Origin of the sequence: Psychromonas aquatilis (assembly GCF_038155185.1) — a bacterium.
GTDB classification, from domain to species: Bacteria; Pseudomonadota; Gammaproteobacteria; order Enterobacterales; family Psychromonadaceae; genus Psychromonas; species Psychromonas aquatilis.
Genome location: NZ_JBAKAZ010000030.1, coordinates 16,121 through 39,452, shown reverse-complemented (window position 1 = coordinate 39,452; position 23,332 = coordinate 16,121). Strand labels below are relative to the sequence as shown.

Below are 23,332 nucleotides of genomic sequence, written 5' to 3'. Positions count from 1 at the left end.
GTCATTTTTTCTGCGCAAAATTTAGATCACTTATTTAATATAATTGGTATAACCTATTTTCGTTTCAATATATTATTATCGGTATGATCAAATTCTCGCCCGTAAATATCTAATCCCATTGTTTGAGAATATTTTAATGTGTCGCCATCAAGAATTAGTTTTTGTACATAAGTTTTAGTTTTTGCTTTCTTTTGTAAAAAATCAGTTTGACTGATAAACCATTCTTTATCTTCTGAGCTAGCCTCCACGTCAAAAACTGTTTTCTTGCCCTTTTCAGCAACCGTTCCGCCAGCAAGTACACATAAACCACGCGGAATAGTTAAAGAATGAATCACTTGATCAGTACCATTCTTCCATAACCAGTAACCTGTTTCTTGGTGAATAACTTTCTGAGTAGAAATTCTTTGTACCTTTTGTACATAATGCACTGCAGAAAGTTTTTCTTCTTCAGCATTATCTAAATCGCAAGCAGGTGTAAAAATAATAGTTTCATGGTATTCATTAATCTCAGTTCCATCAGGCTCAGGCGCTAAATCTTTACCTTTATTGCCTTCCCAAGTACCAATTAAACCGGTCAATGGTCCATAATCAAATATCTTTTCATCTTGCATTAGAATTGCCTTATTATTGAGGGGGTTTTGAACGCAGTATTATATAAAAATATAAGGTATTTGGTAGGTTTAGTTGAACATAAATAACTAAAAAAACAGTGTATTTTTAAGATGATATGAAAATAGAAGATTGTAATAAACAAGAAAGGTAAAAGACTCATTTAGTCAGTCTTTTACCCACTATATTTTAAATTAATGCTGCTTTAATGCTCTTTTCACAAAAGCTTGTGTTCTTTCATGTTCAGGATTTTCGAAAATTTGTTTAGGTGGACCTTGCTCAATGATATAGCCCCCTTCCATGAATATCACATGGTCAGCCACTTCTTTAGCAAACTGCATTTCATGTGTAACTACAATCATTGTTTGTTTTTCGATTGCCAGTTGTTTCATTACAGCTAGTACTTCATCAACCCACTCCGGATCCAATGCAGAGGTCGGTTCATCAAATAAAATAACCTCTCCTTTTGCTGCCATCGATCTTGCTATACCAACACGTTGTTGCTGACCGCCAGAGAGCTGTGATGGATAAACATCTAATTTATCACCCAGTCCAACTTTAGTTAATATAGCCTTTGCTGTTGACAGTGCTTCCTGTTTTGGCACTTTCCAAACAGTAATTAAACTTTCAGCAACATTTTCTAATGCTGTTTTATTGGCAAATAAAGAATAATTTTGAAATACAAAACTACTTTGTTTACGCAAAGCAGTTACTTGCTTTTGCGTGTGTGACACTGCATCTATTACAACATCACCAATTTCTATCACCCCAGTTGTTGGGGCCTCTAAATAATTAAGGCAACGTAATAACGTCGACTTACCTGTACCAGAAGGCCCGATAATAACAACGATATCGCCTTTATTTAATTGCAGGTTAATATCTTTTAAAACGGCTAGATCACCAAATTTTTTACTCAGTTTAGATACTTTGATCATCGTTAATACGCCTCATTTAATTTTTTTTCTAACATATTTTGTATACGGGTAAAGATGATAACAACAACCCAATAAACAACAGCAACTGCCATGTAACTTTCAAAAAACTTAAAGCTAGAAGATGCTTCCATCTGTGCTTTCGCCATAATTTCAGCCACACCCAAGGTAAAGGCTAAAGAAGTACTTTTTATCATATCAATGAAGTAATTCATCAATGATGGCGTCGCAACACGTGAAGCTTGCGGAAGAATCACACGTCTCATTGCTTGTAAACGTGTCATACCTAAACTTAAGCATGCTTCCATTTGAGATTTATCAATGCCTAAGATAGCTGCGCGCATACTTTCCGCCATATACGCAGAGAAGTGTAATGTTAAACCAATCACTGCAGCGGTAAAGGCATCCATACCGATTAAAAAAGGTAAGAATTGTGGGAGTCCGTAATACAACAAAAATAATTGCACTAATAACGGTGTACCGCGAAAAAATGAAATAAATAATGACGCAAGGTGGTGTATAAAAGGTATTTTAAATACTTTTACCAATGCTAAAAATAACGCTAGCATTAAAGCAAACAAAAAACCCCAAAGTGCCATTTGCATTGTTACCCCAAGATACTTTAGTAAAATGGGCATTAATTCAAGAACATATTGAAGATCAAAGGAACTGTGCATAAAACGACTCTTTAGGTTTATAGATTTTTGTTTACTTTATTATACTGTGGTGCTACTTAGTGATATCTACACCAAACCACTTCTTAGAAATTGCTTCTAACGTACCATCTTCACGCATCGCTGCTAATGCAACATTTACTTGGTCACGAATCTCAAGTTGTGAAGGCTTGTTCACGAAAGGCATTGCGTTTTTAATTTCTTCAAACGGTTCGCCTGCAAGTTGTAAAGGTAAACCCGCTTCTTTAATTAATTGTGTTGCTGATACACGATCCATCACAAATGCATCGGCACGTCCTAAGGCAACATCTTGCTCAATATTAGAATCAAGTGTCACAATGTTTATCTCATTGTTTGCATCGTACTTACGCAGCACTGCTTCAAAGTTACTACCTAAGTTAACTAGTACTTTTTTACCTTTAAGATCTTCAAAGCTTTCGATATCGTCACGGCCTTTACGAACAGTGATCTGTACGCCATCAATAACGTACGGAGTAGAGAATGCATATTTAGCTAAACGAGCATCCGTAATAGTAATTTGATTGGCAATCGTATCGATATGTCCAGCATCTAACATGCCGAATAAACCTGAAAAACTTGATGTAACAAATTCAACCTTATAATCAGAACGTTTTGCAATTTCGTTCCATACGTCAACTTCGTAACCCTGTAACACATCTTTTTTAGAGAAAGTAAATGGGAAGTAACCACCTGACATACCGACTTTTACTTCTTGCTGTGCATAAGATGCTGCAGATAAAAATGTACTTGCAGCAAGTAGTGCAACTGCCGCTTTTTTTATAAATGTTTTCATAAGATTCCTATAATTTAATAAATGTGACACAAAAATGATTTATGTTGTAATGGGTTAAGAAAGTTAAATCTCTAATATATAACAAGAAATAATGCTTGGTTACATAGAAAAGTTACCTTCTTATAGTGTTTTAATCCTTGATACTAAATAACAGGATCTTCCATTATTTATGGTCATTTCAAATGCTTGATTTAACTCATTTAAAATGAAAGCACGCATTAAAACATTTACGAAAATAAAAGTCCTTACAAAAAGTTATAATATAAGGTTATATATTAGAAATTTTTAATAAGGTTGGTTGATAGCTTAACCAATATTAATATAGTTTTCCTGACTTTTTATGCTGTTTATCCAAGCTTGGATTGCAGGATATTGACTTAGACTAAAACCACCTTCTTCAGCAACATGCGTATAAGCAAATAATGATATATCTGCAATAGTAAGTGTGTCACCGACCAAAAATGGCGTTTTTTGTAATCGCCCTTCCATCACTGCTAATGCTTTATTGCCACCTTCTTGCTTACTTTTGTATTCAGATAAACGATCAGCAGGACAACCTAAGTATTTATTAATGAAACGGGCAACAGCTATATAGGGTTCATGACTGTATTGCTCAAAGAACATCCATTGTAAACAGCTTGTTTGCGGTAGCAATGTACTTGGGAAAAATGCAGTTTGTTGAGCTAAATAATAGAGAATAGCATTTGACTCTGAAATAGCCTCATTCTCATCGGTAATCAATAATGGGATTTTGCCATTTGGATTTTTTTCTAAGAACTCAGACGTTTTAGTATCACCAGCAAGAATATCAACTTCAATCCATTGATAGTCAAGCTTCAACAATTCACATAACAATTTAATTTTATAACAATTACCAGAAAGACTATCACCATAAATAATCATTTTTTACTTCTCCTAAGGCACAGCCAATACATTACAATTACAAAGATCATCGCTTTCAAATGCAGTTAAATCCCCTGCTTGTAAACCAGGGACAGGAAATAATCTAACTGTTAACGGTTTATTTAACCTAAATGCCATCGTCCCTGTGTCTCGCATTAAAGCGGCAATTTTATCAATGGCTGTATCACCTGGGATAGGCACGGTATCAAGACCAATACCGCACACTGAGCTGTATGTTAACAATACTCGGATATCAAAATGCCCAAATTGGCTGCCTTGGGCTAACCCCGTGTCCTCTGTTAAGGCGAGCATTAGACCAGAGAAGCCCACCAGCGGGACTCTTTTGATAGATTTAAATACGCGCGTCAATAATGCAGAAGCTTCGACCGTGCCTGCGGCACCGAAATGCTCAACACCTAATAATGTGTAAACATCTGCCATACTGGCACAATTTTTTGATGGAGCAGCAGAGCTATCAACACCCGCAAACTCAAAACCTTGCTGTAAATGGTTAGCCTTTATAATGGTATGTAACTGATCAATATGGAACTGTAGCTGCGCTGATAACAGGGTAAAATAGCCATGCATTTGTTGTTTATGATCTAACACTGGATTAACTTGATGGAATCTTCTTAAGGCAGCGACTAATAAATCAGGTGTTTCTAAGCCAATCACAAACTGATTTTTGGTTTCTTTGCGTGAGTAACTTGCAGGAAAGTATGGGATCAAAGGATCACAATTGAAATTCACCGTAAAATTAAAGTTACCTTCACCTCTTGGTGTTATCTGACTTATTTTATTAACGGCTTTAGTCGCGGCTTGAATCATACTATCATCAAGTACAGAATATGGGTCATTTTCAATATTAACGCAAACATTACATAAATCACCAAACTCTTTAATTAGCTCAGGTATTAGACTCAGTTGTTCAACTGTCGTTGCTTCACCAATGGCAAAACGAAACCTGATACCGGATTGTTGGCTTTCATCAAGTAGCTTTTTTAATGCCCGTAAATCTTGCTGAGCTGTGGCTAAACTGGTGGTATCAATATATTCAGAAAAAGCATTAGTCACAATCCGCACAGACTGAACCGTATAACCATTTTCTTTAAAGTCATGAGCTAACGTTTGGCAAAATGCGTTTGCTTTTTTAATTAAAGCAGGCCACTTACTTTGATCAAAGTCTAATTCAATAAAAGTGGTAATCGTACGTACTTTACACAGGTTTTTGTCTGATAATATTTCTGGATATTCCATTATCTTCTCACTTGTATCTGTCGAATCAGCATTAACGTTATTCGTAATTACATCACAAATCAATATATTCCATTATTTATGAAGCGAATCAATATTTTAAGCACAAAATATGAGTGAACTACCAATTCAAAAAAGCGAAGTATTATAAATTAGTCGTTATATTGATAGTCATTCATTAAGCAGTAAAGGCCAATAAAATGCAAAGGGTAATTAAAAAGATAAACAAGCGCCTTAAACAACAAAGCCTTTTAATCACAATATTAGCCTACCTATTCTCTTTGTTCGCTGCGACTCATTTATTATGGGAAAAGGGACTCAATGATTTACAAATAACTAATCAACAACAGTTAGATCGCTTTACCAGACAACTAAACACAGAGCTAGGTCATTTTAAGTTTGTCCCACAGCTTCTTTCAAGACAAGGCATTATTATCAATGCCCTTTTATCCTCAGATAACTCAGCACAATTAGATTTAACAAACCGTCATTTACAATCAATTAATGAAATAGTTAATTCATCTGATATTTACCTGATCGACAAACAAGGTAATACCATTGCAGCCAGTAACTGGACTAAACAAGATACATTCATTGGAGATAATTATGCTTTTAGACCTTATTTCCAAGAAGCCATTGCCGGAAATGACTCCCAATACTTTGCATTAGGGTCAACATCAGGACAAAGAGGTTACTATTTTGCCTCTCCTGTGCGTTATGCAGCAGAAGTGATAGGAGTTGTGGTCGTGAAAATGGTACTACATTCAATAGAAAAAGACTGGATAGGCAAACAACAAGCCTTTCTAGTCACTGATAACGATAATATCGTTTTTATCTCTTCTAAAAAGCAGTGGTTATTTCATAGCTTAACGCCTCTGTCTAAACGACAATTGAGCAATATAAAAGCTACACGTCGTTATTTAGATAAATCAATTCCGACCTTGCCTCTTTTAGGCGATATAAATAACAATAATAGTTTGGTTGGCATTCCAGATAAAAATCGTCTCTCGCATACGCATTTATCACTATTCAACACATCTGATATTAACCATTGGACAGTGAGAGTCGTAGCCCCTATTTATCCTATCTTAATTGATATCCTGCTATTGGCTTCCTTTATTAGTCTGTTATATATTTTAATGTATGTCTTATATATGTTGCTTAAACAAAAACGTAACAGACATAAAGAGCAACAACAACTAGCAATAAAATCAAAACAGAAACTAGAACTTACCGTAATGCGTCGGACAGCGGCGTTGCATGCAGAAATACAAGAAAGGCATAAAGCAGAAGCCGCATTAAGAGCAACACAAAAAGAGCTGATCCAATCTGCTAAACTTGCAGTTTTAGGGCAACTATCCACCAGCATAAGCCATGAATTAAATAATCCCCTTTCTGCTATACGCAGCTATGCTGAAAATGCCATCTTATTTCTGGAAAGAGACAAGCTACAACAAGTCAGCAGTAACTTAACAAGGATCAGCTTATTAACAGAAAGAATGGCAAAAATAAGCGCACAATTAAAATCATTTGCTCGAAAATCCAACGGTAAATTACAGGTGGTGGAATTACAGCCAGTCATTGTCGCAGCCTATGAGCTACTTAAGCCACAACTCAAAGAAAACAAGACCAAACTTAACATCGACTCGCCTGAACAAGCCATCTATGTTAAAGCAGAAGCGATTCAACTAGAGCAAATTATCGTGAACTTACTGTCCAATGCAATGCAATCAATGCAAGACAAAGATGATAAACTGATAACGCTACGTATGTACAGCAAAGATAAACAAGCTTATATAGAAGTTTTAGACCAAGGAACCGGAATAGATGAAGATGATCTTCCTCGCCTTTTTGATCCTTTTTTTACCACAAAAAAAACTGGCTTAGGCCTAGGGTTATCTATCTCACAACAAATAATTAATAATATGCAAGGGACCTTAAGTGCAAAAAATAGATCCCCTATTGGTGCACAGTTTACTATTACCTTGCCGGTTTATAGCAAAAAAGATAGCAACATAAACAAACAGCAGGATCAAATATGAGTACAGTCTTTTTTATTGATGATGAATACGACATGCGTTTAGCGAATGAGCAGACATTTGCACTGGCTGATTTAGAAGCTGAATTCTTTGAAGATGCAGAATCTGCTTTAATCGCCATGCAGACCTCGTTACCCCTGGTTGTTATATCAGATATACGTTTACCGGGCATAACAGGACAACAATTATTAAATACCTTACAGAAACAGGATCCTGACTTACCGGTTATCTTAATTACTGGCCACGGAGACATCTCAATGGCCGTAGAATCAATACAAACTGGCGCTTATGATTTTATTGAAAAGCCTTTTTCTTCAGATAGGTTAATTGAGATAACACGTAAAGCCATAGAAAAAAGACAACTTACACTGGAAAATCGCGCCCTTAAAAAAGCCTTGAAAAGTAAAGATACACTAGGTCCAAGAATCATTGGCGATACGCCATCAATTGTGACATTAAAACAAATGATTGCACGTGTCGCAGACAGTCACGCTGATATTTTATTATTTGGAGAAACGGGAACAGGCAAAGAGCTAGTTGCTCGCTGTCTACATGAACAAAGTCAACGTAGCGACAGTAACTTCGTCGCCGTAAACTGTGGTGCAGTGCCTGAGAACTTAATCGAGAGTGAATTATACGGACATGAAAAAGGCGCTTTCACAGGGGCGGATTCACAACGGATAGGAAAGTTTGAGTTTGCACAGGGAGGAACACTTTTTCTAGATGAAATAGAATCAATGCCAATGCAAGCGCAAGTAAGGTTATTAAGAGTATTACAGGAAAGAAGTCTTGAACGAGTTGGATCTAATAAAGCGATAGATTTAGATATTCGTATTATCGCCGCGACCAAGGTTGATTTAAAAGAAATGCCTAATTTCCGACAAGATCTCTATTACCGTTTAAACATGGTGACCTTAGATCTGCCACCCCTACGCCATCGTAAAGAAGATATCGCACAATTATTTCATCACTTTTTGTTAGTTGCGGCCTCTCGTTATGGCAAAGCCGCACCCGCTTTACCAGCTCACTCCCTTCAAGCGCTATTAAGTCATGATTGGCCAGGTAATGTACGGGAACTGAGAAATGCCGCTGAACGTTTTATATTGCTTGGTTCTTTATCGGATTTAAACGAACCAGAGAATGCCGTTAATGGTGGATTAAGCTTATCGCAGCAAGTTGATGCCTTTGAAAAAACATTAATAGAGCAAGCCCTGAGCTTAAATAATGGCAGCATCAAGGACACTATGCAGTCCTTAACATTACCTAGAAAAACGCTTTACGACAAAATGCAGAAACACGCCATTGAGAAACAACGCTTCAAAGCAGATTAACTAGCTCAATAAGAAAATACATACTAGTTAAGCGAGCAATAGATAATAAAAAACCGTTGCAAACAAGTTAATTTGCAACGGTTTAAGTGTTTAAACAAAGACGATATTTAAGCCTGTTTTATGATTTATCTAGTTATTTAGTGACCATTTCAGGTCCCATCATCATGTTCGGAAGCCAAGTCGACACGGCTGGAACATAAGTCACGATTAGCAGGAAGATAAACATCACACCCACTAAAGGTAATGATGCTTTAACCACTTTCATCATAGAGAGTTTCGCCACCCCCGCCGTCACAAACAGGTTTAATCCTACTGGAGGGGTTATCATGCCAATTTCCATATTAACCACCATCATGATACCTAAGTGAATCGGATCAATACCCAGTGCAATGGCAATTGGAAAGACTAATGGCGCAACAATAATTAATAAACCCGATGGTTCCATGAACTGACCACCAATAAGTAACAACAAGTTAACTACAATTAAAAATTCAATTGGACCAAGCCCTGCAGACAACATTGATTCAGTGATCATCTGTGGGATTCTTTCTTCAGTTAACACATGTTTTAAGATTAACGCATTGGCAACAATAAACATCAGCATAATAGTTAACTTACCGGCGTCATAAAGGGTTTTTCTTGTATCTTCATGACAAAACACATGCATTGCTTTGAGTAAATAAGGTCTCGCTTGTTTAGCTGCAGGCTCTTTATCTGATAACGGGCCCATATCTTTATAAATAAAGTTGGAAATAAAGAAGGCATAAACAGCGGCAACCGCAGCAGCTTCTGTCGGCGTAAATACACCGCCATAAATACCGCCTAAGATAATAACGATTAATAACAGCCCCCATCCAGCACCTTTAGCGGCAAGGAAAACCTCTTTCCAACCAACAAAAGGTTGTGCAGGAATATTCTTATAACGAGCATAGATGTAAATAGCTAGCATCAGTAATAAACCAGCCAATAACCCAGGAATCACACCACCTAAAAACATACGTCCAACTGACACATCAGTCGCCGCTGCATATACAACCATAACAATAGACGGTGGAATAAGAATACCCAACGTACCTGCGTTACAAATTACACCGGCTGCAAACTCTTTGGTGTAACCATTTTTAACCATACCCGCAATCACAATTCCACCAATTGCTACAACAGTGGCAGGTGATGAACCCGATAATGCTGCAAACATCATACAGGCAACAACTGAAGCCATCGCTAATCCACCACGTAGTGACCCCACTAAAGCAATCGCAAAACGAATGATCCGTTTAGCAACGCCACCGGTTGCCATAAAACTCGACGCGAGAATGAAAAATGGAATCGCTAATAACGTATAATGCCCTGTAAATGCATTAAGTAATGTTTGTGCGATAGACGCAAGCGATGCTTCTGAATGCACCATCAAAAAAGCAATACTTGAAGCACCTAAAGAAACAGCAATCGGCACACCAACCATCATTAACATGATAACCATTATAAACAGTAATAACATATCCATTAGTTAGCCTCCTTTTTTGTCATTTCTACTGTGTCTGTTGTTTGCGCAGTGTCGCTATGTAATTCATCTAATTGTTCTTCTGCTTCATGGCTCGCGATCATGCGATCTAATTTATTGGTTAAAATCAGCCAAGCAATTTGTAAAAATCTGAAGGTCATTAAGCCCATACCAATGGGTAAAGCTGCGTAGGGAATAAAACGCGGTAGTCTTTCGTATCGTTCACCTTCATTAAACCAAGTGGATAAAAACTGCAACATATCAGGCATTGGAATATCTTCCGTTTCATACCAAGCTCTATCAGTAATAAAAGGTAACCAATAATTCCAAGAACCAATTAACAATGAGATCGAAAAAAACAAACAACACGCAATGGCAATTAATGCAAACACCTTTCTCATACCCGCTGGTGCAATATTAACAACCACATCTACACCAATGTGAGAGTGTTTTTTAACGCCATAAGATGCGCCCACTAACACCATCCAAGCAAACATAAAGACAGTTAACTCTAATGCCCATAATATGTTGTCATTAAAAACGTAACGTACCACTACGTTTGCAAACGTTAACAGGGTCATTACCCCTAAAAACCCGGCTATTAACGTTTCTTCAAAGTAGTCGGTCATCTTCCCAATCCGGCTAAATAATCCCTTTTCCATTGTTCCTCTCCTAGACTCTTTTAAATTGCATCAGTCCCACCAATAGGTTTAATTGCCACTGCATTGACAGTGGCAACTGATTAAGGTTACTGATTCGCTGCTTGAGCAGCTTCAATTAAGTCACTACCAATATCTTTTTCAAATTTCTTCCAGACTGGTTTTAAAGCAACAACCCAAGCTTCACGCTGTTCTGGTGTTAACGTACGAACAACGCCACCGGCTTTAATAATGTTTTGTTTATTTTCTTCATTTACCATCATTGATTCAGTGTTACGCTCTTCTGTTACGCTTTTTAATATGCCAGCTAACTGATCACGTACATCCGTTGGTAAGTTATCCCACCAATCACCCGATGTAATAACTAGGTAGTCTAAGATGCCATGATTACTTTCAGTCACACCATCTTGAACTTCAAAGAACTTTTTACCGTAAGTATTCGACCAGGTGTTTTCTTGACCATCGATAACGTTAGTTTGTAGACCGCCATACACTTCCTTAAATGACATTTTTTGAGGATTTGCGCCTAACTGTTCAAATTGCGCCACTAACACATCCGATGCTTGAACACGGAATTTCAAGCCTTTGGCATCTTCAGGTAACAGTAATGGTTTGTTTGCTGAAAGTTGTTTCATACCGTTATGCCAAAACTCTAAGCCCTTTAATCCTCTACGATTCATGGCATTTTTTAATTTATCGCCTGATTCCGAATTCTGGAAACGGTCTACTGCAGCAACATCATCGAATAAAAACGGTAGGTCAAAAATACGATACTTCTTGGTGATCTTTTCAAATTTAGATAATGACGGCGCTGCCATTTGCACATCACCATTCAATAAGGCTTCTAATACTTGGTTATCGTCATATAGCGTTGAATTAGGGAAAACTTGCATACATGCCTTGCCGTTCATTTCTGCATTAACACGCTCTTCAAGTAACGAAGCCGCTACCCCTTTAGGGTGTTTATCGGCATTTGTTACATGGCTAAACTTGATGACAATCTCTCCTGGATCACAGTTAGCATAAGCACCAGCACTGGTTAATAAAGCTGCACTACATAAAGAAACCATTGTTAGTTTTTTAAACATGTTGAACTCCTATCTACATATTGATGCGCAAAATGCGCCATTACTTAATAACGATTTAAATCAACAATCGAAATCATTAGATCTAACGTACTAGGAGCAATAGATGGGCCAATGTTAAAAAACTGTTAACAACCTAATAAAATCAATAGGTTAAAATCTCACTATAAACACAGATAATAAACACCTTAAAACAAATAGGCGGAAAATGACCCATCAAAAAAGGTAAAAGTGTGGAAGTTCGCCAATAAAGTATTAAGCTCTAGTATGGCTTTAGTTGGGCTTTAGTTGTCTGAATTTTAGCTTAGGCCGGTTAATCCGATACAAACATTGCTCGAGATAAACATTAGTCGAGACAAACAATGCAGAAAATAAGTTATGGATAAAAAATGGCAGTGCTTTGGGGCTTGCTTTGTTAGTTCGATGGAGAAGATAAAGATTAAAAAGGCCATCAATGATGGCCTTTGAGAGATAGGTTTTAAGCTAGATTAGCTGGATTTTCTAAGATGAAAAAACACGCTTTGCTTTTAATAATGCGCCAAACACAACGGAACTAAATGCATCAGCAACGGTTAACTCAACCTCTGGATAACGCGCTTTAATCGCTTGCTGCACCAGTGGAGATAAACCCATACCACCGGTTAAATAGATGACTTCAGGTTGTTTTTTAGCGTTGGCAATTGATTGCTCAATCATCACAAACATTTTATTAAGCCAATTAACCATAGTTTCTGAGACTTGTTCGCGTTTAATATCAATACTCAATGTACTTTCTATAAACTCCAATGACATTTGAGCATGAGTATTATCACTTAAGTTAATTTTTGCTTGCTCAATACCATGCATTAATTGATGCGTTAAACGTTGCTTCTGTACTCGTTGTAAACGCATTAAAGGCAGTGGATCTGAACATTCAACAATATATTCGTTAATGGCCTTATTTCTTGCTGGAGAATAGAAGTCTGTCATTAATGGAATATTATCAATATCGTAAACACCAGAATAAAGCATATTAGGAATCGCTTTATCATTGTCAGTGCGGCCGCCTCGACCAAACAAAGGTGAAACCAATCCATTAGCTAAAGACTTATCACAAACAATCCCCCCTTGGCGAATACCCTCCGTAGAAAAAATATCCTGATCGCGATCGACTTTTTGTGCGTTTTCTTTACTTAATTCACAGAAACTAACGTCGGAAGTACCACCGCCCAAATCCACTACCATGGCATTGCGTTTTTCACTGATACTTTGCTCAAAGTGGTAAGCAGCAGCAAGTGGCTCGTGAATAAAATCAACTTCTTCAAACCCCACTTTCTTAGCTGCACGTAACATCAACGCTTCAGCTTGTTTGTTACCCAATTCACCCATAGTCGAATGGTAGTTTACTGGTCTGGCAATCACCGCTTTAGTGATCACTTTAGATAATTGAACTTCGGCACATTTTTTTAGATAAGAGAGAAAACGCACCACCAGTATTTCGAAGCTATCCAATAAACGTTTAGGAATTTTTGCACCTAAAAAGTTTTTAGGGCTATTAACGTAACGTCCTTCGTGTGGTGTTTCAATGAAGGCTTTAAATCCACGCTCACCAAACAAAATCTCACCAGCTTGAAGCATTTCATTCAGTGTTTGCTCATTATCTTTAGCATCTTGACTATCATCACCAGAATCATCATGCGCAAGATAAATAGCTGACCTTATCTTATAAGGGTTGTCGCTGTTCTCATCGACAACAATTAAGGTCGGTTGATCATTCACAAACGCGGCCACGGCACAGTTACTTGTACCAAAATCGATTCCAATAAAATCAGAAGTCATTATCTCACCTATCATTACAAAACAAGCGCGGGATAATACCTGACTGATATACAAATACCAGTGACAAATACAGGATTAAGGTTGATAGAAAAATAGTTGAATATTAATTAGCCAAATTAACAGAGCACGTTGTTAACGTATATAAAAGTTAACGCACATAAAACGCTATTGAAATAAAATGACTGATAGACCCCGCCAACACAAAGAAATGCCAGATACCATGTGCATGCTTCAGCCGCTTCATATCATCTAATACATAAAAGATAACACCAACAGTGTACGCGACACCGCCTATTGTTAACCAAGTAATCCCCGGCCCAGGAATGGCAAGCATTAAAGCAGGATATTTTAGAGCACAGACCCAGCCCATCGCTAAATAGATTATCACTTGTAACCATTCAATGCGTTTACTCACCAACAAATCGAGCGCCAACCCAACAATAGCCAGAGCCCAAACTACCGCTAACATCAACAGACCATCATCCCCCTTTAGGCTCAGTAACATGTACGGCCCATAGCTACCGGCAATCAATAAATAGATGCATGCGTGATCTAATTTTTGGAAGCATCGTTTAAGGGAGGAGGTTCGAAAGCTATGGTATAAAGTAGACATGCTGTAGAGCATAATGAGTGTCAGGCCAAACACGGTAAAACTTAAAATAATTCTCCAGTGCCCCTCTTGTATAGCAAGCGTTAATAACACACCGAAACCAATTAATGCTAAAATAGTGCCTATCAAATGTGAAATGCTATTGAGTTTTTCCCCACTATACATAATCAGCCTCTTTGATTTAAATCGAAGAATAAGACACTATGTTAGAACCTAACATTACTCACTACAATCAATTAATAATAAATGTGAAAAGGACATGTCATGACCGAGAACTCGTTTTACCCAATAGGTAAAAAAGGAATTGTTTGGAATCAAGCGGAAAAAAAACAATGGTTTGATAACGCGGTAAAATCACGTTCATATCAACAACAAGTCGTCGATAAATTTTCTACCATCAGTGACGATTTCGAATGCCAACAATACGCAGCACTTAGTATTAACCCTGAGGCCTATCCGTTATTTGCTTTTAAAAGTAAAAATTGGGATGAAAATAAACCAGTGATCATTATCACGGGCGGCGTACATGGCTATGAAACCAGCGGCGTACAAGGATTAATTGCTTTTTTACAAAAAAACAACTCAACATACCTCAGCCATTTTAATATTGCTGCGCTACCTTGTATCAGCCCTTGGGGTTATGAACACATAGCACGTTGGAACCCACATGCAATTGATCCAAACCGTTCATTTGTAGCAAACAGCGACAGTGAAGAAGCAGCCTTTGCCATGGACTATGTTCAACAACTTACAGGCAAAGTGTTACTGCATATTGATTTACATGAAACAACCGATACCGATGAAAGTGAGTTTAGACCTGCATTGGCTGCAAGAGACGGTGAAGAGTTTATCGCAGATAGTATTCCCGATGGTTTTTATGTAGTAGGCGACTCAGAAAATAAACGAGCGGATTTTCAATCAGCTATTATTGAAGCTGTGAAAAAAGTGACACATATCGCCCCTGCTGATCAAAATGGCAACATAATCGGTTCTAAAGCAGAAGCTGAAGGCGTTATTTATTATGACTTAAAGAGTTTAGGTTTATGTGCTGGCATGACAGATGCAAGCTATACCACGACCACAGAAGTTTATCCTGACAGTGAACATGCAACGGATCAAGATTGTAACCTTGCACAGGTTGCCTCAATTGAAGCAGCTTTAGATTATTTAATCGCAGCTCAGCAATAAGCTATTTATTTCAATATGTTACTCATTAAATAACTTATATAACTTGCTGATGAAGATTTTGTTTCTTTTACGGTTTACTAGTAAAAGAAGCAATTTCTACTGCCGTTAAAAATCGCCACTCTCCACATGCAACATCTAGTTTTAGATCACCAATTTGTTCTCGATGTAAATTAATAACCCGATTCCCCACTGCTGCAAACATACGTTTAACTTGATGAAATTTCCCCTGAGTAATAGTCAGTAATACCTCTTTCTCACTGATTTGCTCAATAACAGCAGGTAAAGTTAGCTGCTTTTCACCTTGTAACTGTATACCTTGTTCAAACCTAGTCACTAATTCAGCCTTAAAGGGATTTGATAGACCAACCCGATAAACTTTTGGGCAATGGTAAGCCGGTGAAGTAATATTAAAAGTCCATCGACCATCGTCTGTGATCAACACTAAACCTGTGGTATCTGCATCTAGTCGTCCTGCAATATGTAGCTGATCAATATTCTCTAACGTTGACTGTGTTTTCAACAGAGTCATCACTGAAGGATAAACTTCATCAATATTAGAACAAATGGTATTCGCAGGTTTATGCAGCAATAGATAACGAGATGGTCGCGCGATAAGTTGCTCGCCATTGAGTGTAACTTTATTGTTTTCATGTACTTGATAAGCTGGGTCTTCAATAATAATCCCATTAACATACACTGCATTTTCTGCGATCTTCTGCTGTATTTGTTGTTTGCTTAATGTGGTACTTTTAGCAACAAATTTATCTAAACGCATCAGTTCTGTTCCATGGATTCAACGAAATATTTATTCGACGAAGTTAGTTAATAAGGTTAATTAATAAGGTTAAGTAATAAAGTTATTCAGTAAATTAAATGATTAATTAGCGCGTAACATTAGCACACCGCTCTGTGTTTTTATGCTAAATAACCGTTAACTGTATATTTATACAGTTAACGGTTATTTATACAAAAATCGATTGTTTGTATCTTTAAAGTAAACAAACGAATAAAAACGATGCTTGCAGCTACCTCAAATTCATCTGTGATAATAGCTTATTGTTATCACTCGGTTTAACAATAAACCTAATACAAGCCCGCCACGGCTGCTCTAGGCTCTACAAGTAATTCCTATAAACTAATTGTGTAAACTAATATGCAGCAAAGCTATTTCGAGAAAGTAATTCAACTGTATGAGTGGTTTATGTCGTATCACATTAACAACTGATCATAACCCTGTATGCTAAAAAACCAGTAACTGTATATTCATACAGTTACTGGTTTTTGTATTGTTAAACTAAGCCTAAGGTAATAAAAACAATAGCTTAGTGACTAATTACTTATCCGCGATAATAGCTTTGTGCAACAAATGGCATTTTCTCAACGGTCATTGATAACTTTTTACCACGTACTTCAGCAAAAATTTCGCTACCAATAACTGCATAATCAGTTTGAACGTAAGCCATTGCCACTGGCATGCCTTTTGAAGGACCAAAAGTTCCGCTAGTAACAATACCAATTTCAACATCATCGGCATTAAACAACTTACTGCCTTCACGTACAGGTGCTTTTGATTTACCCACTAAACCAATACGTTTGCGCTGCACATCTTTAGTCGCAATTTGTTGTAAAATCAGATCACTACCGATAAACCCACCAGCACGAACACCGTCAGCACGACGTGCTTTGCTGATGCCCCATAATAAACTTGCTTCAACAGGCGTTGTTGTTTCATCTAGATCATGACCGTATAAACATAAACCACACTCTAAACGCAGTGAATCACGCGCACCTAAGCCTATCCACTCAACTTCACTTTTAGCGAGTAATTCTCTCGCTAGTTGCTCTGCTTGCGCTGCAGGAACAGAGATTTCATAACCGTCTTCACCTGTGTAACCAGAACGACTGACATAACATTCAACGCCTACAAGTTGGACTTTTTTCGCATCCATAAATACCATTTCTGCAACTTCAGGGTTAAAGCTCGCTAACACCTCTGCCGCTTTTGGTCCTTGCAATGCCAATAGCGCACGATCTTCAATGACTTCAATACTCACATCAGCCGGTAAATTAGCGTTAAGGTGCGCAATGTCTTGTGTTTTACAGGCTGCATTAACCACAACAAATAAATGGTCAGCAAAGTTAGTAACCATTAAGTCATCACTGATCCCACCTTGCTCATTAGTGAAAAATGCATAACGTTGTTTTCCAACAGGCAAGTCAATAATGTCAACAGGGACTAACTTCTCAAGTGCAGCAGCAGGATCACCGCCTTTTAAACGTAATTGGCCCATATGAGAAACATCAAATAAACCAGCTTGGCTACGACAATGAAGATGCTCTTTCTTTACACCAAGTGCATATTGAACAGGCATATCATATCCGGCAAAAGGTACCATCCTGGCACCCATTTCAATATGTAAAGCATGAAGCGGGGTTACTAAAAGTTGTTCTGACATCCTGTATTACTCCTAAAACGTAGCTAGTTTAAAAATATGTATAATTACAATTGATTTGTCTAATGACAGTCCTTACGACGCTGTCACCCATAGGATCTGTGCGTCTTCTTCACTTACCGAGGTAAGCATGTGCCCCATATTGGCATCATAATAAACTGAGTCACCTTCAGTTAAATTAATAGGTTCGTAGTATTCAGTGAATAAAGTGATCTCACCTTCTAGTACTAATAAAAACTCTTCGCCATCGTGGCGGATCCAATCGGCATAATCATCAAAACTACGCGCTCGAATACGTGTTTTAAAAGGCATCATCTTTTTATGAGTTAATTGTGTCGCTAATAATTCATGCTCATATGTGGATGTTGGATGCGGTTTACCCATCTCATTACGCGTGATATCACGGCGCCCTGTTGCCTTTACTTTTTTAGGTGTCGCAAATAACTGTGGAATGTTGATCTGTAAACCACTGGTTAATTTTTGCATCGCCTGAAAGGTTGGCGATATTTGTTCATTTTCAATTTTTGATAAAGTTGAACGGGCTAAACCTGTTTTTTGGCTCGCTTCTTCTAATGTCAGCCCTAACGATTTTCGAATCTCTTTTAATCGTTCGCCTAACTTAATTGGCGCTATCTGCTGTTTTTCTATATCCGTCTGTATAGTCATTGATGGATAAATATCTTGTTCTTGATCATTCATGTGTATTTCCTATCAACTACTGTCTTTTTTGATTTTAACATCTTCATTAAAAGATGTTTCCTTTAGGAAACATAGGTTCATATTTTTTGAATAAAAGGTAGTCAATTTCACTCTTTCCACCCTTATAAATCGTAATTAAGCCAGTTTATCTAATATTCTTCTTTAATCAACTATAAATAATTCCACTATTGGAAACATTTGTAGTTGATCTCTTCTCTTAATATGGTAAAAATACACTCCGTAATTAAATACTTCTTAATCAACTTCAAAAACAATATTTCACCTAAGGGACTATTATGGAAAGCAACTTAAAATTTACAGAAACGCATGAATGGGTACTAGATAACGGTGACGGTACTATTACTATGGGTATCTCTAATCAAGCACAGCAATTATTAGGCGATGTTGTATTTGTTGATTTACCAGACGTAGGTGATGAAACAGAAGCTGGTGAAGCGTTTTCTTTAGTTGAATCCGTTAAAGCTGCATCAGATCTTTATGCGCCAGTGACAGGTGAAGTAGTTGAAATCAACGAAGATTTAGAAGACAGCCCAGAATTAGTAAATGAATCACCTTATTCTGGTGGTTGGATCGTAAAAATTAAATTAACTGATGCAACGGAACTTGATGGTTTACTTTCAAGCGAAGACTACCACGCAGCAAACGAAGAATAAGCAGCGATTCGCTGACCCCATCAACCACGGTTGATGTTCAAAGTAGCGTTTAAAATGACTTAGGGCGACTTCAATAGAACTCGCCTTTTTATAATGCAATTTTTTATTACGACTGTTTAGGATTTATATGACTGCTAATACTTTTCTCAATTCACTGACCAACCAGCAAGAGTTTGCAACCCGACATAATGGCCCTAACCCCGCTCAGCAAGCAGCAATGCTTGAAACAATTGGAGTCAGTAGCTTAGATCAACTGATTGACCAAACCGTCCCTGCTGCGATCCGCCTTAAAGACAAAATGAACCTTGCCGAGCCGCAAAGTGAATCTGCAATGTTGGCATCATTAAAAACTATCGCTGAAAAAAATGTCGTTAACCGTAGCTTTATCGGTCAAGGTTATTACAACACATTAACCCCTAACGTTATTTTACGTAACGTACTAGAAAATCCAGGTTGGTACACAGCGTACACACCATACCAACCAGAAATCTCTCAAGGTCGTCTAGAATCATTACTGAACTATCAACAAGCTGTAATGGATTTAACGGCAATGGATTTAGCGAATGCTTCTTTATTAGATGAAGCAACCGCTGCTGCAGAGTCAATGACTCTATGTAAGCGCGCTAGTAAAAGTAAAAGTAATGCATTTTTTGTCAGTGACCAACTTCACCCGCAAACCGTTGATGTCATTCGTACTCGTGCTCAATATATTGGTATCGAAATCATCACAGGGACTATCGACACATTAGATAATCACGACGTATTTGGTGCTATTTTACAATACCCAAGCACCACGGGTAACGTTGAAGACCTAACAGAGATCATTGAAAAAGCGCATGCTAAAAAAACCTTAGTTGCAGTAGCCAGCGATTTATTATCACTAACAGTATTAAAAGCACCAGGTGAAATGGGCGCAGATGTTGTTATCGGTAGTGCGCAGCGTTTTGGTGTGCCAATGGGCTTCGGTGGACCACATGCTGGTTTCATGGCAACACGTGATAAATTCAAACGTACGATGCCAGGCCGTGTTATTGGTGTTTCTAAAGACAGCAAAGGTAAAACAGCACTACGTATGGCAATGCAAACGCGCGAACAACATATTCGCCGTGAAAAAGCCACATCTAACATTTGTACTGCACAAGCACTACTCGCTAATATGGCTGCATTTTATGCCTTATATCACGGACCTGAAGGTTTATTAAAAATTGGTCGTCGTGTTCATCATTACACAGCAGTATTAGCAGCCGCGTTACAAAGCGAAGGGATCGAGTTAGACAACAAAGCATTTTTCGATACCTTAACACTTAATACTAACGAACATAGTAAAGCGATTTATCACCGTGCACTAGCGGAAGGAATGAACTTACGTAAATTCCCTAACCCTGACAAAACAGCACCAGATAACACGCCAATTCAACTAGGTGTTAGCTTAGACGAAACAACAACAGCAAAAGATGTTGAAGACCTGATCTTAGCGATCACAGGTAAAGCATTAAGCGTTGCAGACTTCAGTGACACTATTGCTCAGGATGAATTTGCAGCGATTCCTGAAGCATGTCGTCGTACTAGCAAATACTTAACACATCCAGTTTTCTCAGCACATCATAGTGAAACACAAATGATGCGTTACATGAAAAAACTAGAAAACAAAGATTACTCATTAACACACGGTATGATCCCATTGGGCAGCTGTACCATGAAGTTAAACGCCGCGGCAGAAATGTTACCAGTGACTTGGCCTGAATTTGGTCAAATGCATCCTTTTGCACCAACAGAGCAAAGCTTTGGTTACCAAGAACTTGCTGAAAAACTATCAGCCATGTTATGTGAAATTACTGGTTACGATGGCATGTCATTACAACCAAACTCAGGTGCACAAGGTGAATATGCCGGTTTAATCGCAATCCAACGTTACCATGAAAGTAACGGTGAATCACATCGTAACGTTTGTCTTATCCCAAGTTCAGCACACGGTACTAACCCTGCATCTGCAGCAATGGTATCAATGAAAGTCGTTGTTGTTGGTTGTGATGAAGAAGGTAATATCGACCACGCTGATCTTAAAGCTAAAATTGAAAAACATCGTGAAAACTTATCATGCATCATGATCACCTACCCTTCTACACACGGTGTATACGAAGAATCGGTACAAGAAGTATGTGATTGGGTACATGAAGCAGGTGGCCAAGTTTATCTAGACGGCGCCAACATGAATGCACAAGTTGGTCTCACAACACCAGGCTTTATCGGCTCTGATGTTTCGCATCTTAACTTGCATAAAACATTCTGTATTCCACACGGTGGCGGTGGCCCAGGTATGGGACCAATTGGTGTAAAATCACACCTTATTCCTTTCCTACCAGGACACATTGAAGTAACTGAATCGGCAGATAACAAACATTACGCAGTATCAGCAGCAGAACTAGGCTCAGCTTCTATTCTACCTATTTCATATGCATACATTGCTATGATGGGTGAGCAAGGTTTAACCGAAGCGACTAAACTTGCTATCTTAAATGCTAACTATGTGATGGAACGTTTACGCCCTCACTTCCCAGTATTATACCTGGGCAAAGAAGGCCGTGTTGCGCATGAATGTATCATCGATATTCGTCCAATCGAAAACGCATCGGGCATTTCAGGTGAAGATATCGCTAAACGCTTAATAGATTACGGTTTCCATGCTCCTACTATGTCATTCCCAGTAGCAGGCACATTAATGATTGAGCCAACAGAGTCTGAAAACCTAACTGAATTAGACAGATTCTGTGATGCGATGATCGCAATCCGTAATGAAATTAAACAAGTTGAGTCAGGTGAATACACGCTAGAAGATAATCCACTTGTCAACGCACCACACACACAAGTAGATTTAATGGAAACGGAATGGGCACACACCTACTCTCGTGAAGTAGCTTGTTTCCCATCTGAATTCAGCAAAGGCGCAAAATACTGGCCTTCATCAAACCGCGTAGATAATGTATTTGGAGACAGAAACCTAATCTGTTCTTGTCCAAGTATAGAAAGCTACATGGAAGATTAATCTCCAACAAATCTAAGGCAACTCCAAAAGGTTGCCTTTTTCCCCCTCCCTCACTCTTGGACAGCCATAAACTTAAGCCTCTATCTTTGCCCTCTTCAAACTTGGAAAACCATCAATTCAGATCTCCTAATTCTTGGACATCCAATCTTTAAAACTTGAACATTTATCCAAATAAAGTGAGTAACACACCTGCACACTTCAAAATTTGAGTATTAAAATATTTGAATATTCACTATTGAACAGCCATAAATTGAGACTTCCTCTCCTGGACACCCATATTTTAAAACTTGAACATTTATCCAAATAAAGTGAGTAAAACAATAATTCCTGGACATCCAAAAGTTACAATTTAAAAGCTCTTCAAACTTAGACCGTCATTAATTTCATTCCAAAACCACCACTAATTCAAAGTGTAAAAATCGTATTTCTAACCCTTCTATATATATCTTCTAGCGTTCTAGTATCACTCTATTCATTGGTTATTTAATAGTGATCAAAGCTTTCACTTTTAGCATCTAACTTAATAACCCCTGTAAAATCTTAGATATAAGACTAAAGACAACTAATAAAATAATTAATGCAGGAATTGATGCAATAGCCCATTTAACCATAAATTCAACCATTGACCAGAATGGCATTTTAATATCTCTAACAATTACATTTTGCTTATCATTATCTATTTCAATACTCATATCTTCTGTATGCTCTTCAGATTCAGATATTGAAACTTTACTTTCTGCTATTTTTTCAATGTCTACTGTTGAATAACATCTCTTACAAAATGCAGTATCTTTATCCCCAAAACGAGCATCACCCACTTTAATCAAAGCCTCACATGCATCACATTTTATTTTACTCATTTTTAACCTCCAATTTTTATAATGTTAGTTCTCAATGACTTCCATTATAAAGCCTTAAATTCATTAGTTTACTCCTCATTCTTGGACATCCATACTTTAAAAGTTGAACATTTATTCAAAATAAAGTGAGTAACACACCTGCAAACTTCAAAATTTGAGTATTAAGCTATTTGAATCCCCAAA

The 23,332-nt window shown here is 37.7% G+C and carries 20 protein-coding genes; 5 read left to right on the top strand and 15 right to left on the bottom strand.

Features of this window, described 5'->3' with window-relative positions; genetic code table 11:
- Positions 1-53: 53 nt before the first annotated feature.
- The 6 genes from V6256_RS09255 to V6256_RS09230 all read right to left on the bottom strand — a co-directional run bounded on the left by V6256_RS09255 (position 54) and on the right by V6256_RS09230 (position 5,252).
- Complete coding sequence (locus tag V6256_RS09255) at positions 54-611, bottom strand: heme-binding beta-barrel domain-containing protein (RefSeq protein ID WP_341597929.1); 558 nt, start codon at positions 609-611, stop codon at positions 54-56.
- A 192-nt stretch (positions 612-803) separates the two neighbouring features.
- Positions 804-1,544 (bottom strand): amino acid ABC transporter ATP-binding protein, encoded by a 741-nt coding sequence (locus V6256_RS09250; RefSeq protein ID WP_341597928.1) that lies wholly within the window; start codon positions 1,542-1,544, stop codon positions 804-806.
- 2 nt (positions 1,545-1,546) lie between these two features.
- Positions 1,547-2,218: an amino acid ABC transporter permease gene (locus tag V6256_RS09245; RefSeq protein WP_341597927.1), complete on the bottom strand. Its 672-nt coding sequence runs from the start codon at positions 2,216-2,218 to the stop codon at positions 1,547-1,549.
- Positions 2,219-2,270: 52 nt separating this feature from the next.
- Complete coding sequence (locus V6256_RS09240) at positions 2,271-3,029, bottom strand: amino acid ABC transporter substrate-binding protein (RefSeq protein WP_341597926.1); 759 nt, start codon at positions 3,027-3,029, stop codon at positions 2,271-2,273.
- 306 nt (positions 3,030-3,335) lie between these two features.
- Positions 3,336-3,932 (bottom strand): glutathione S-transferase family protein, encoded by a 597-nt coding sequence (locus V6256_RS09235; RefSeq protein WP_341597925.1) that lies wholly within the window; start codon positions 3,930-3,932, stop codon positions 3,336-3,338.
- 12 nt (positions 3,933-3,944) lie between these two features.
- Positions 3,945-5,252, bottom strand: coding sequence for a DUF711 family protein (locus V6256_RS09230; protein ID WP_341597924.1), 1,308 nt, complete (start codon positions 5,250-5,252; stop codon positions 3,945-3,947).
- A gap of 134 nt (positions 5,253-5,386) precedes the next feature.
- On the opposite strand from V6256_RS09230, the gene V6256_RS09225 reads away from it, so the two are divergent.
- Together V6256_RS09225 and V6256_RS09220 are read left to right on the top strand one after the other, a co-directional pair.
- The gene (locus V6256_RS09225; RefSeq protein ID WP_341597923.1) at positions 5,387-7,228 is read left to right on the top strand and encodes an ATP-binding protein; all 1,842 of its coding nucleotides are present in this window, start codon (positions 5,387-5,389) and stop codon (positions 7,226-7,228) included.
- Positions 7,225-8,556: a sigma-54-dependent transcriptional regulator gene (locus tag V6256_RS09220; RefSeq protein WP_341597922.1), complete on the top strand. Its 1,332-nt coding sequence runs from the start codon at positions 7,225-7,227 to the stop codon at positions 8,554-8,556. The genes V6256_RS09225 and V6256_RS09220 overlap by 4 nt, the downstream gene beginning before the upstream one ends.
- 133 nt (positions 8,557-8,689) lie before the next feature.
- Here V6256_RS09220 and V6256_RS09215 read toward each other — a convergent pair whose 3' ends face one another.
- The 5 genes from V6256_RS09215 to trhA form a co-directional block, all read right to left on the bottom strand.
- A complete protein-coding gene (locus tag V6256_RS09215; protein ID WP_341597921.1) occupies positions 8,690-10,063 on the bottom strand; it encodes a TRAP transporter large permease in 1,374 nt (457 codons plus the stop codon).
- Positions 10,063-10,722 carry a TRAP transporter small permease gene (locus V6256_RS09210; protein WP_341597920.1) on the bottom strand — a complete coding sequence of 220 codons (660 nt, stop codon included), beginning with the start codon at positions 10,720-10,722 and terminating at the stop codon, positions 10,063-10,065. The genes V6256_RS09215 and V6256_RS09210 overlap by 1 nt, the downstream gene beginning before the upstream one ends.
- A gap of 86 nt (positions 10,723-10,808) precedes the next feature.
- On the bottom strand, positions 10,809-11,807 hold the full coding sequence (locus V6256_RS09205) for a DctP family TRAP transporter solute-binding subunit (protein WP_341597919.1): 999 nt from the start codon (positions 11,805-11,807) through the stop codon (positions 10,809-10,811).
- 498 nt (positions 11,808-12,305) lie between these two features.
- Positions 12,306-13,622, bottom strand: coding sequence for a molecular chaperone (gene yegD / locus V6256_RS09200; protein ID WP_341597918.1), 1,317 nt, complete (start codon positions 13,620-13,622; stop codon positions 12,306-12,308).
- Positions 13,623-13,770: 148 nt separating this feature from the next.
- Positions 13,771-14,397, bottom strand: coding sequence for a PAQR family membrane homeostasis protein TrhA (gene trhA / locus V6256_RS09195; RefSeq protein WP_341597917.1), 627 nt, complete (start codon positions 14,395-14,397; stop codon positions 13,771-13,773).
- A gap of 99 nt (positions 14,398-14,496) precedes the next feature.
- Between trhA and V6256_RS09190 the strand changes: the two genes are divergently transcribed.
- Positions 14,497-15,420 carry a M14 family metallopeptidase gene (locus V6256_RS09190; RefSeq protein ID WP_341597916.1) on the top strand — a complete coding sequence of 308 codons (924 nt, stop codon included), beginning with the start codon at positions 14,497-14,499 and terminating at the stop codon, positions 15,418-15,420.
- A gap of 67 nt (positions 15,421-15,487) precedes the next feature.
- Here the strand turns inward: V6256_RS09190 and V6256_RS09185 are convergent, their stop codons facing one another.
- The 3 genes from V6256_RS09185 to V6256_RS09175 all read right to left on the bottom strand — a co-directional run bounded on the left by V6256_RS09185 (position 15,488) and on the right by V6256_RS09175 (position 18,572).
- The gene (locus V6256_RS09185; protein WP_341597915.1) at positions 15,488-16,195 is read right to left on the bottom strand and encodes a pseudouridine synthase; all 708 of its coding nucleotides are present in this window, start codon (positions 16,193-16,195) and stop codon (positions 15,488-15,490) included.
- Between the two features lie 562 nt (positions 16,196-16,757).
- Complete coding sequence (gcvT, locus tag V6256_RS09180) at positions 16,758-17,876, bottom strand: glycine cleavage system aminomethyltransferase GcvT (RefSeq protein WP_341597914.1); 1,119 nt, start codon at positions 17,874-17,876, stop codon at positions 16,758-16,760.
- A 72-nt stretch (positions 17,877-17,948) separates the two neighbouring features.
- Entirely contained in the window at positions 17,949-18,572 is a 624-nt protein-coding gene (locus V6256_RS09175; protein WP_341597913.1) for a helix-turn-helix domain-containing protein, read from the bottom strand.
- A 296-nt stretch (positions 18,573-18,868) separates the two neighbouring features.
- Between V6256_RS09175 and gcvH the strand changes: the two genes are divergently transcribed.
- Together gcvH and gcvP are read left to right on the top strand one after the other, a co-directional pair.
- Positions 18,869-19,246, top strand: coding sequence for a glycine cleavage system protein GcvH (gene gcvH, locus V6256_RS09170; RefSeq protein ID WP_341597912.1), 378 nt, complete (start codon positions 18,869-18,871; stop codon positions 19,244-19,246).
- A gap of 127 nt (positions 19,247-19,373) precedes the next feature.
- On the top strand, positions 19,374-22,289 hold the full coding sequence (gene gcvP, locus V6256_RS09165; protein ID WP_341597911.1) for an aminomethyl-transferring glycine dehydrogenase: 2,916 nt from the start codon (positions 19,374-19,376) through the stop codon (positions 22,287-22,289).
- 515 nt (positions 22,290-22,804) lie between these two features.
- Here gcvP and V6256_RS09160 read toward each other — a convergent pair.
- Entirely contained in the window at positions 22,805-23,149 is a 345-nt protein-coding gene (locus V6256_RS09160) for a hypothetical protein (RefSeq protein ID WP_341597910.1), read from the bottom strand.
- Positions 23,150-23,332 lie beyond the last annotated feature (183 nt).

Coding starts and splice junctions, on each gene's coding strand:
- V6256_RS09160 (WP_341597910.1), bottom strand. CDS start 23,149: ATGAGTAAAATAAAATGTGATGCATGTGAGGCTTTGATTAAAGTGGGT.
- gcvT (WP_341597914.1), bottom strand. CDS start 17,876: ATGTCAGAACAACTTTTAGTAACCCCGCTTCATGCTTTACATATTGAA.
- V6256_RS09235 (WP_341597925.1), bottom strand. CDS start 3,932: ATGATTATTTATGGTGATAGTCTTTCTGGTAATTGTTATAAAATTAAA.
- V6256_RS09185 (WP_341597915.1), bottom strand. CDS start 16,195: ATGCGTTTAGATAAATTTGTTGCTAAAAGTACCACATTAAGCAAACAA.
- yegD (WP_341597918.1), bottom strand. CDS start 13,622: ATGACTTCTGATTTTATTGGAATCGATTTTGGTACAAGTAACTGTGCC.
- V6256_RS09215 (WP_341597921.1), bottom strand. CDS start 10,063: ATGGATATGTTATTACTGTTTATAATGGTTATCATGTTAATGATGGTT.
- V6256_RS09240 (WP_341597926.1), bottom strand. CDS start 3,029: ATGAAAACATTTATAAAAAAAGCGGCAGTTGCACTACTTGCTGCAAGT.
- V6256_RS09190 (WP_341597916.1), top strand. CDS start 14,497: ATGACCGAGAACTCGTTTTACCCAATAGGTAAAAAAGGAATTGTTTGG.
- V6256_RS09255 (WP_341597929.1), bottom strand. CDS start 611: ATGCAAGATGAAAAGATATTTGATTATGGACCATTGACCGGTTTAATT.
- V6256_RS09245 (WP_341597927.1), bottom strand. CDS start 2,218: ATGCACAGTTCCTTTGATCTTCAATATGTTCTTGAATTAATGCCCATT.
- V6256_RS09225 (WP_341597923.1), top strand. CDS start 5,387: ATGCAAAGGGTAATTAAAAAGATAAACAAGCGCCTTAAACAACAAAGC.
- V6256_RS09250 (WP_341597928.1), bottom strand. CDS start 1,544: ATGATCAAAGTATCTAAACTGAGTAAAAAATTTGGTGATCTAGCCGTT.
- trhA (WP_341597917.1), bottom strand. CDS start 14,397: ATGTATAGTGGGGAAAAACTCAATAGCATTTCACATTTGATAGGCACT.
- gcvH (WP_341597912.1), top strand. CDS start 18,869: ATGGAAAGCAACTTAAAATTTACAGAAACGCATGAATGGGTACTAGAT.
- V6256_RS09175 (WP_341597913.1), bottom strand. CDS start 18,572: ATGAATGATCAAGAACAAGATATTTATCCATCAATGACTATACAGACG.
- gcvP (WP_341597911.1), top strand. CDS start 19,374: ATGACTGCTAATACTTTTCTCAATTCACTGACCAACCAGCAAGAGTTT.
- V6256_RS09205 (WP_341597919.1), bottom strand. CDS start 11,807: ATGTTTAAAAAACTAACAATGGTTTCTTTATGTAGTGCAGCTTTATTA.
- V6256_RS09220 (WP_341597922.1), top strand. CDS start 7,225: ATGAGTACAGTCTTTTTTATTGATGATGAATACGACATGCGTTTAGCG.
- V6256_RS09210 (WP_341597920.1), bottom strand. CDS start 10,722: ATGGAAAAGGGATTATTTAGCCGGATTGGGAAGATGACCGACTACTTT.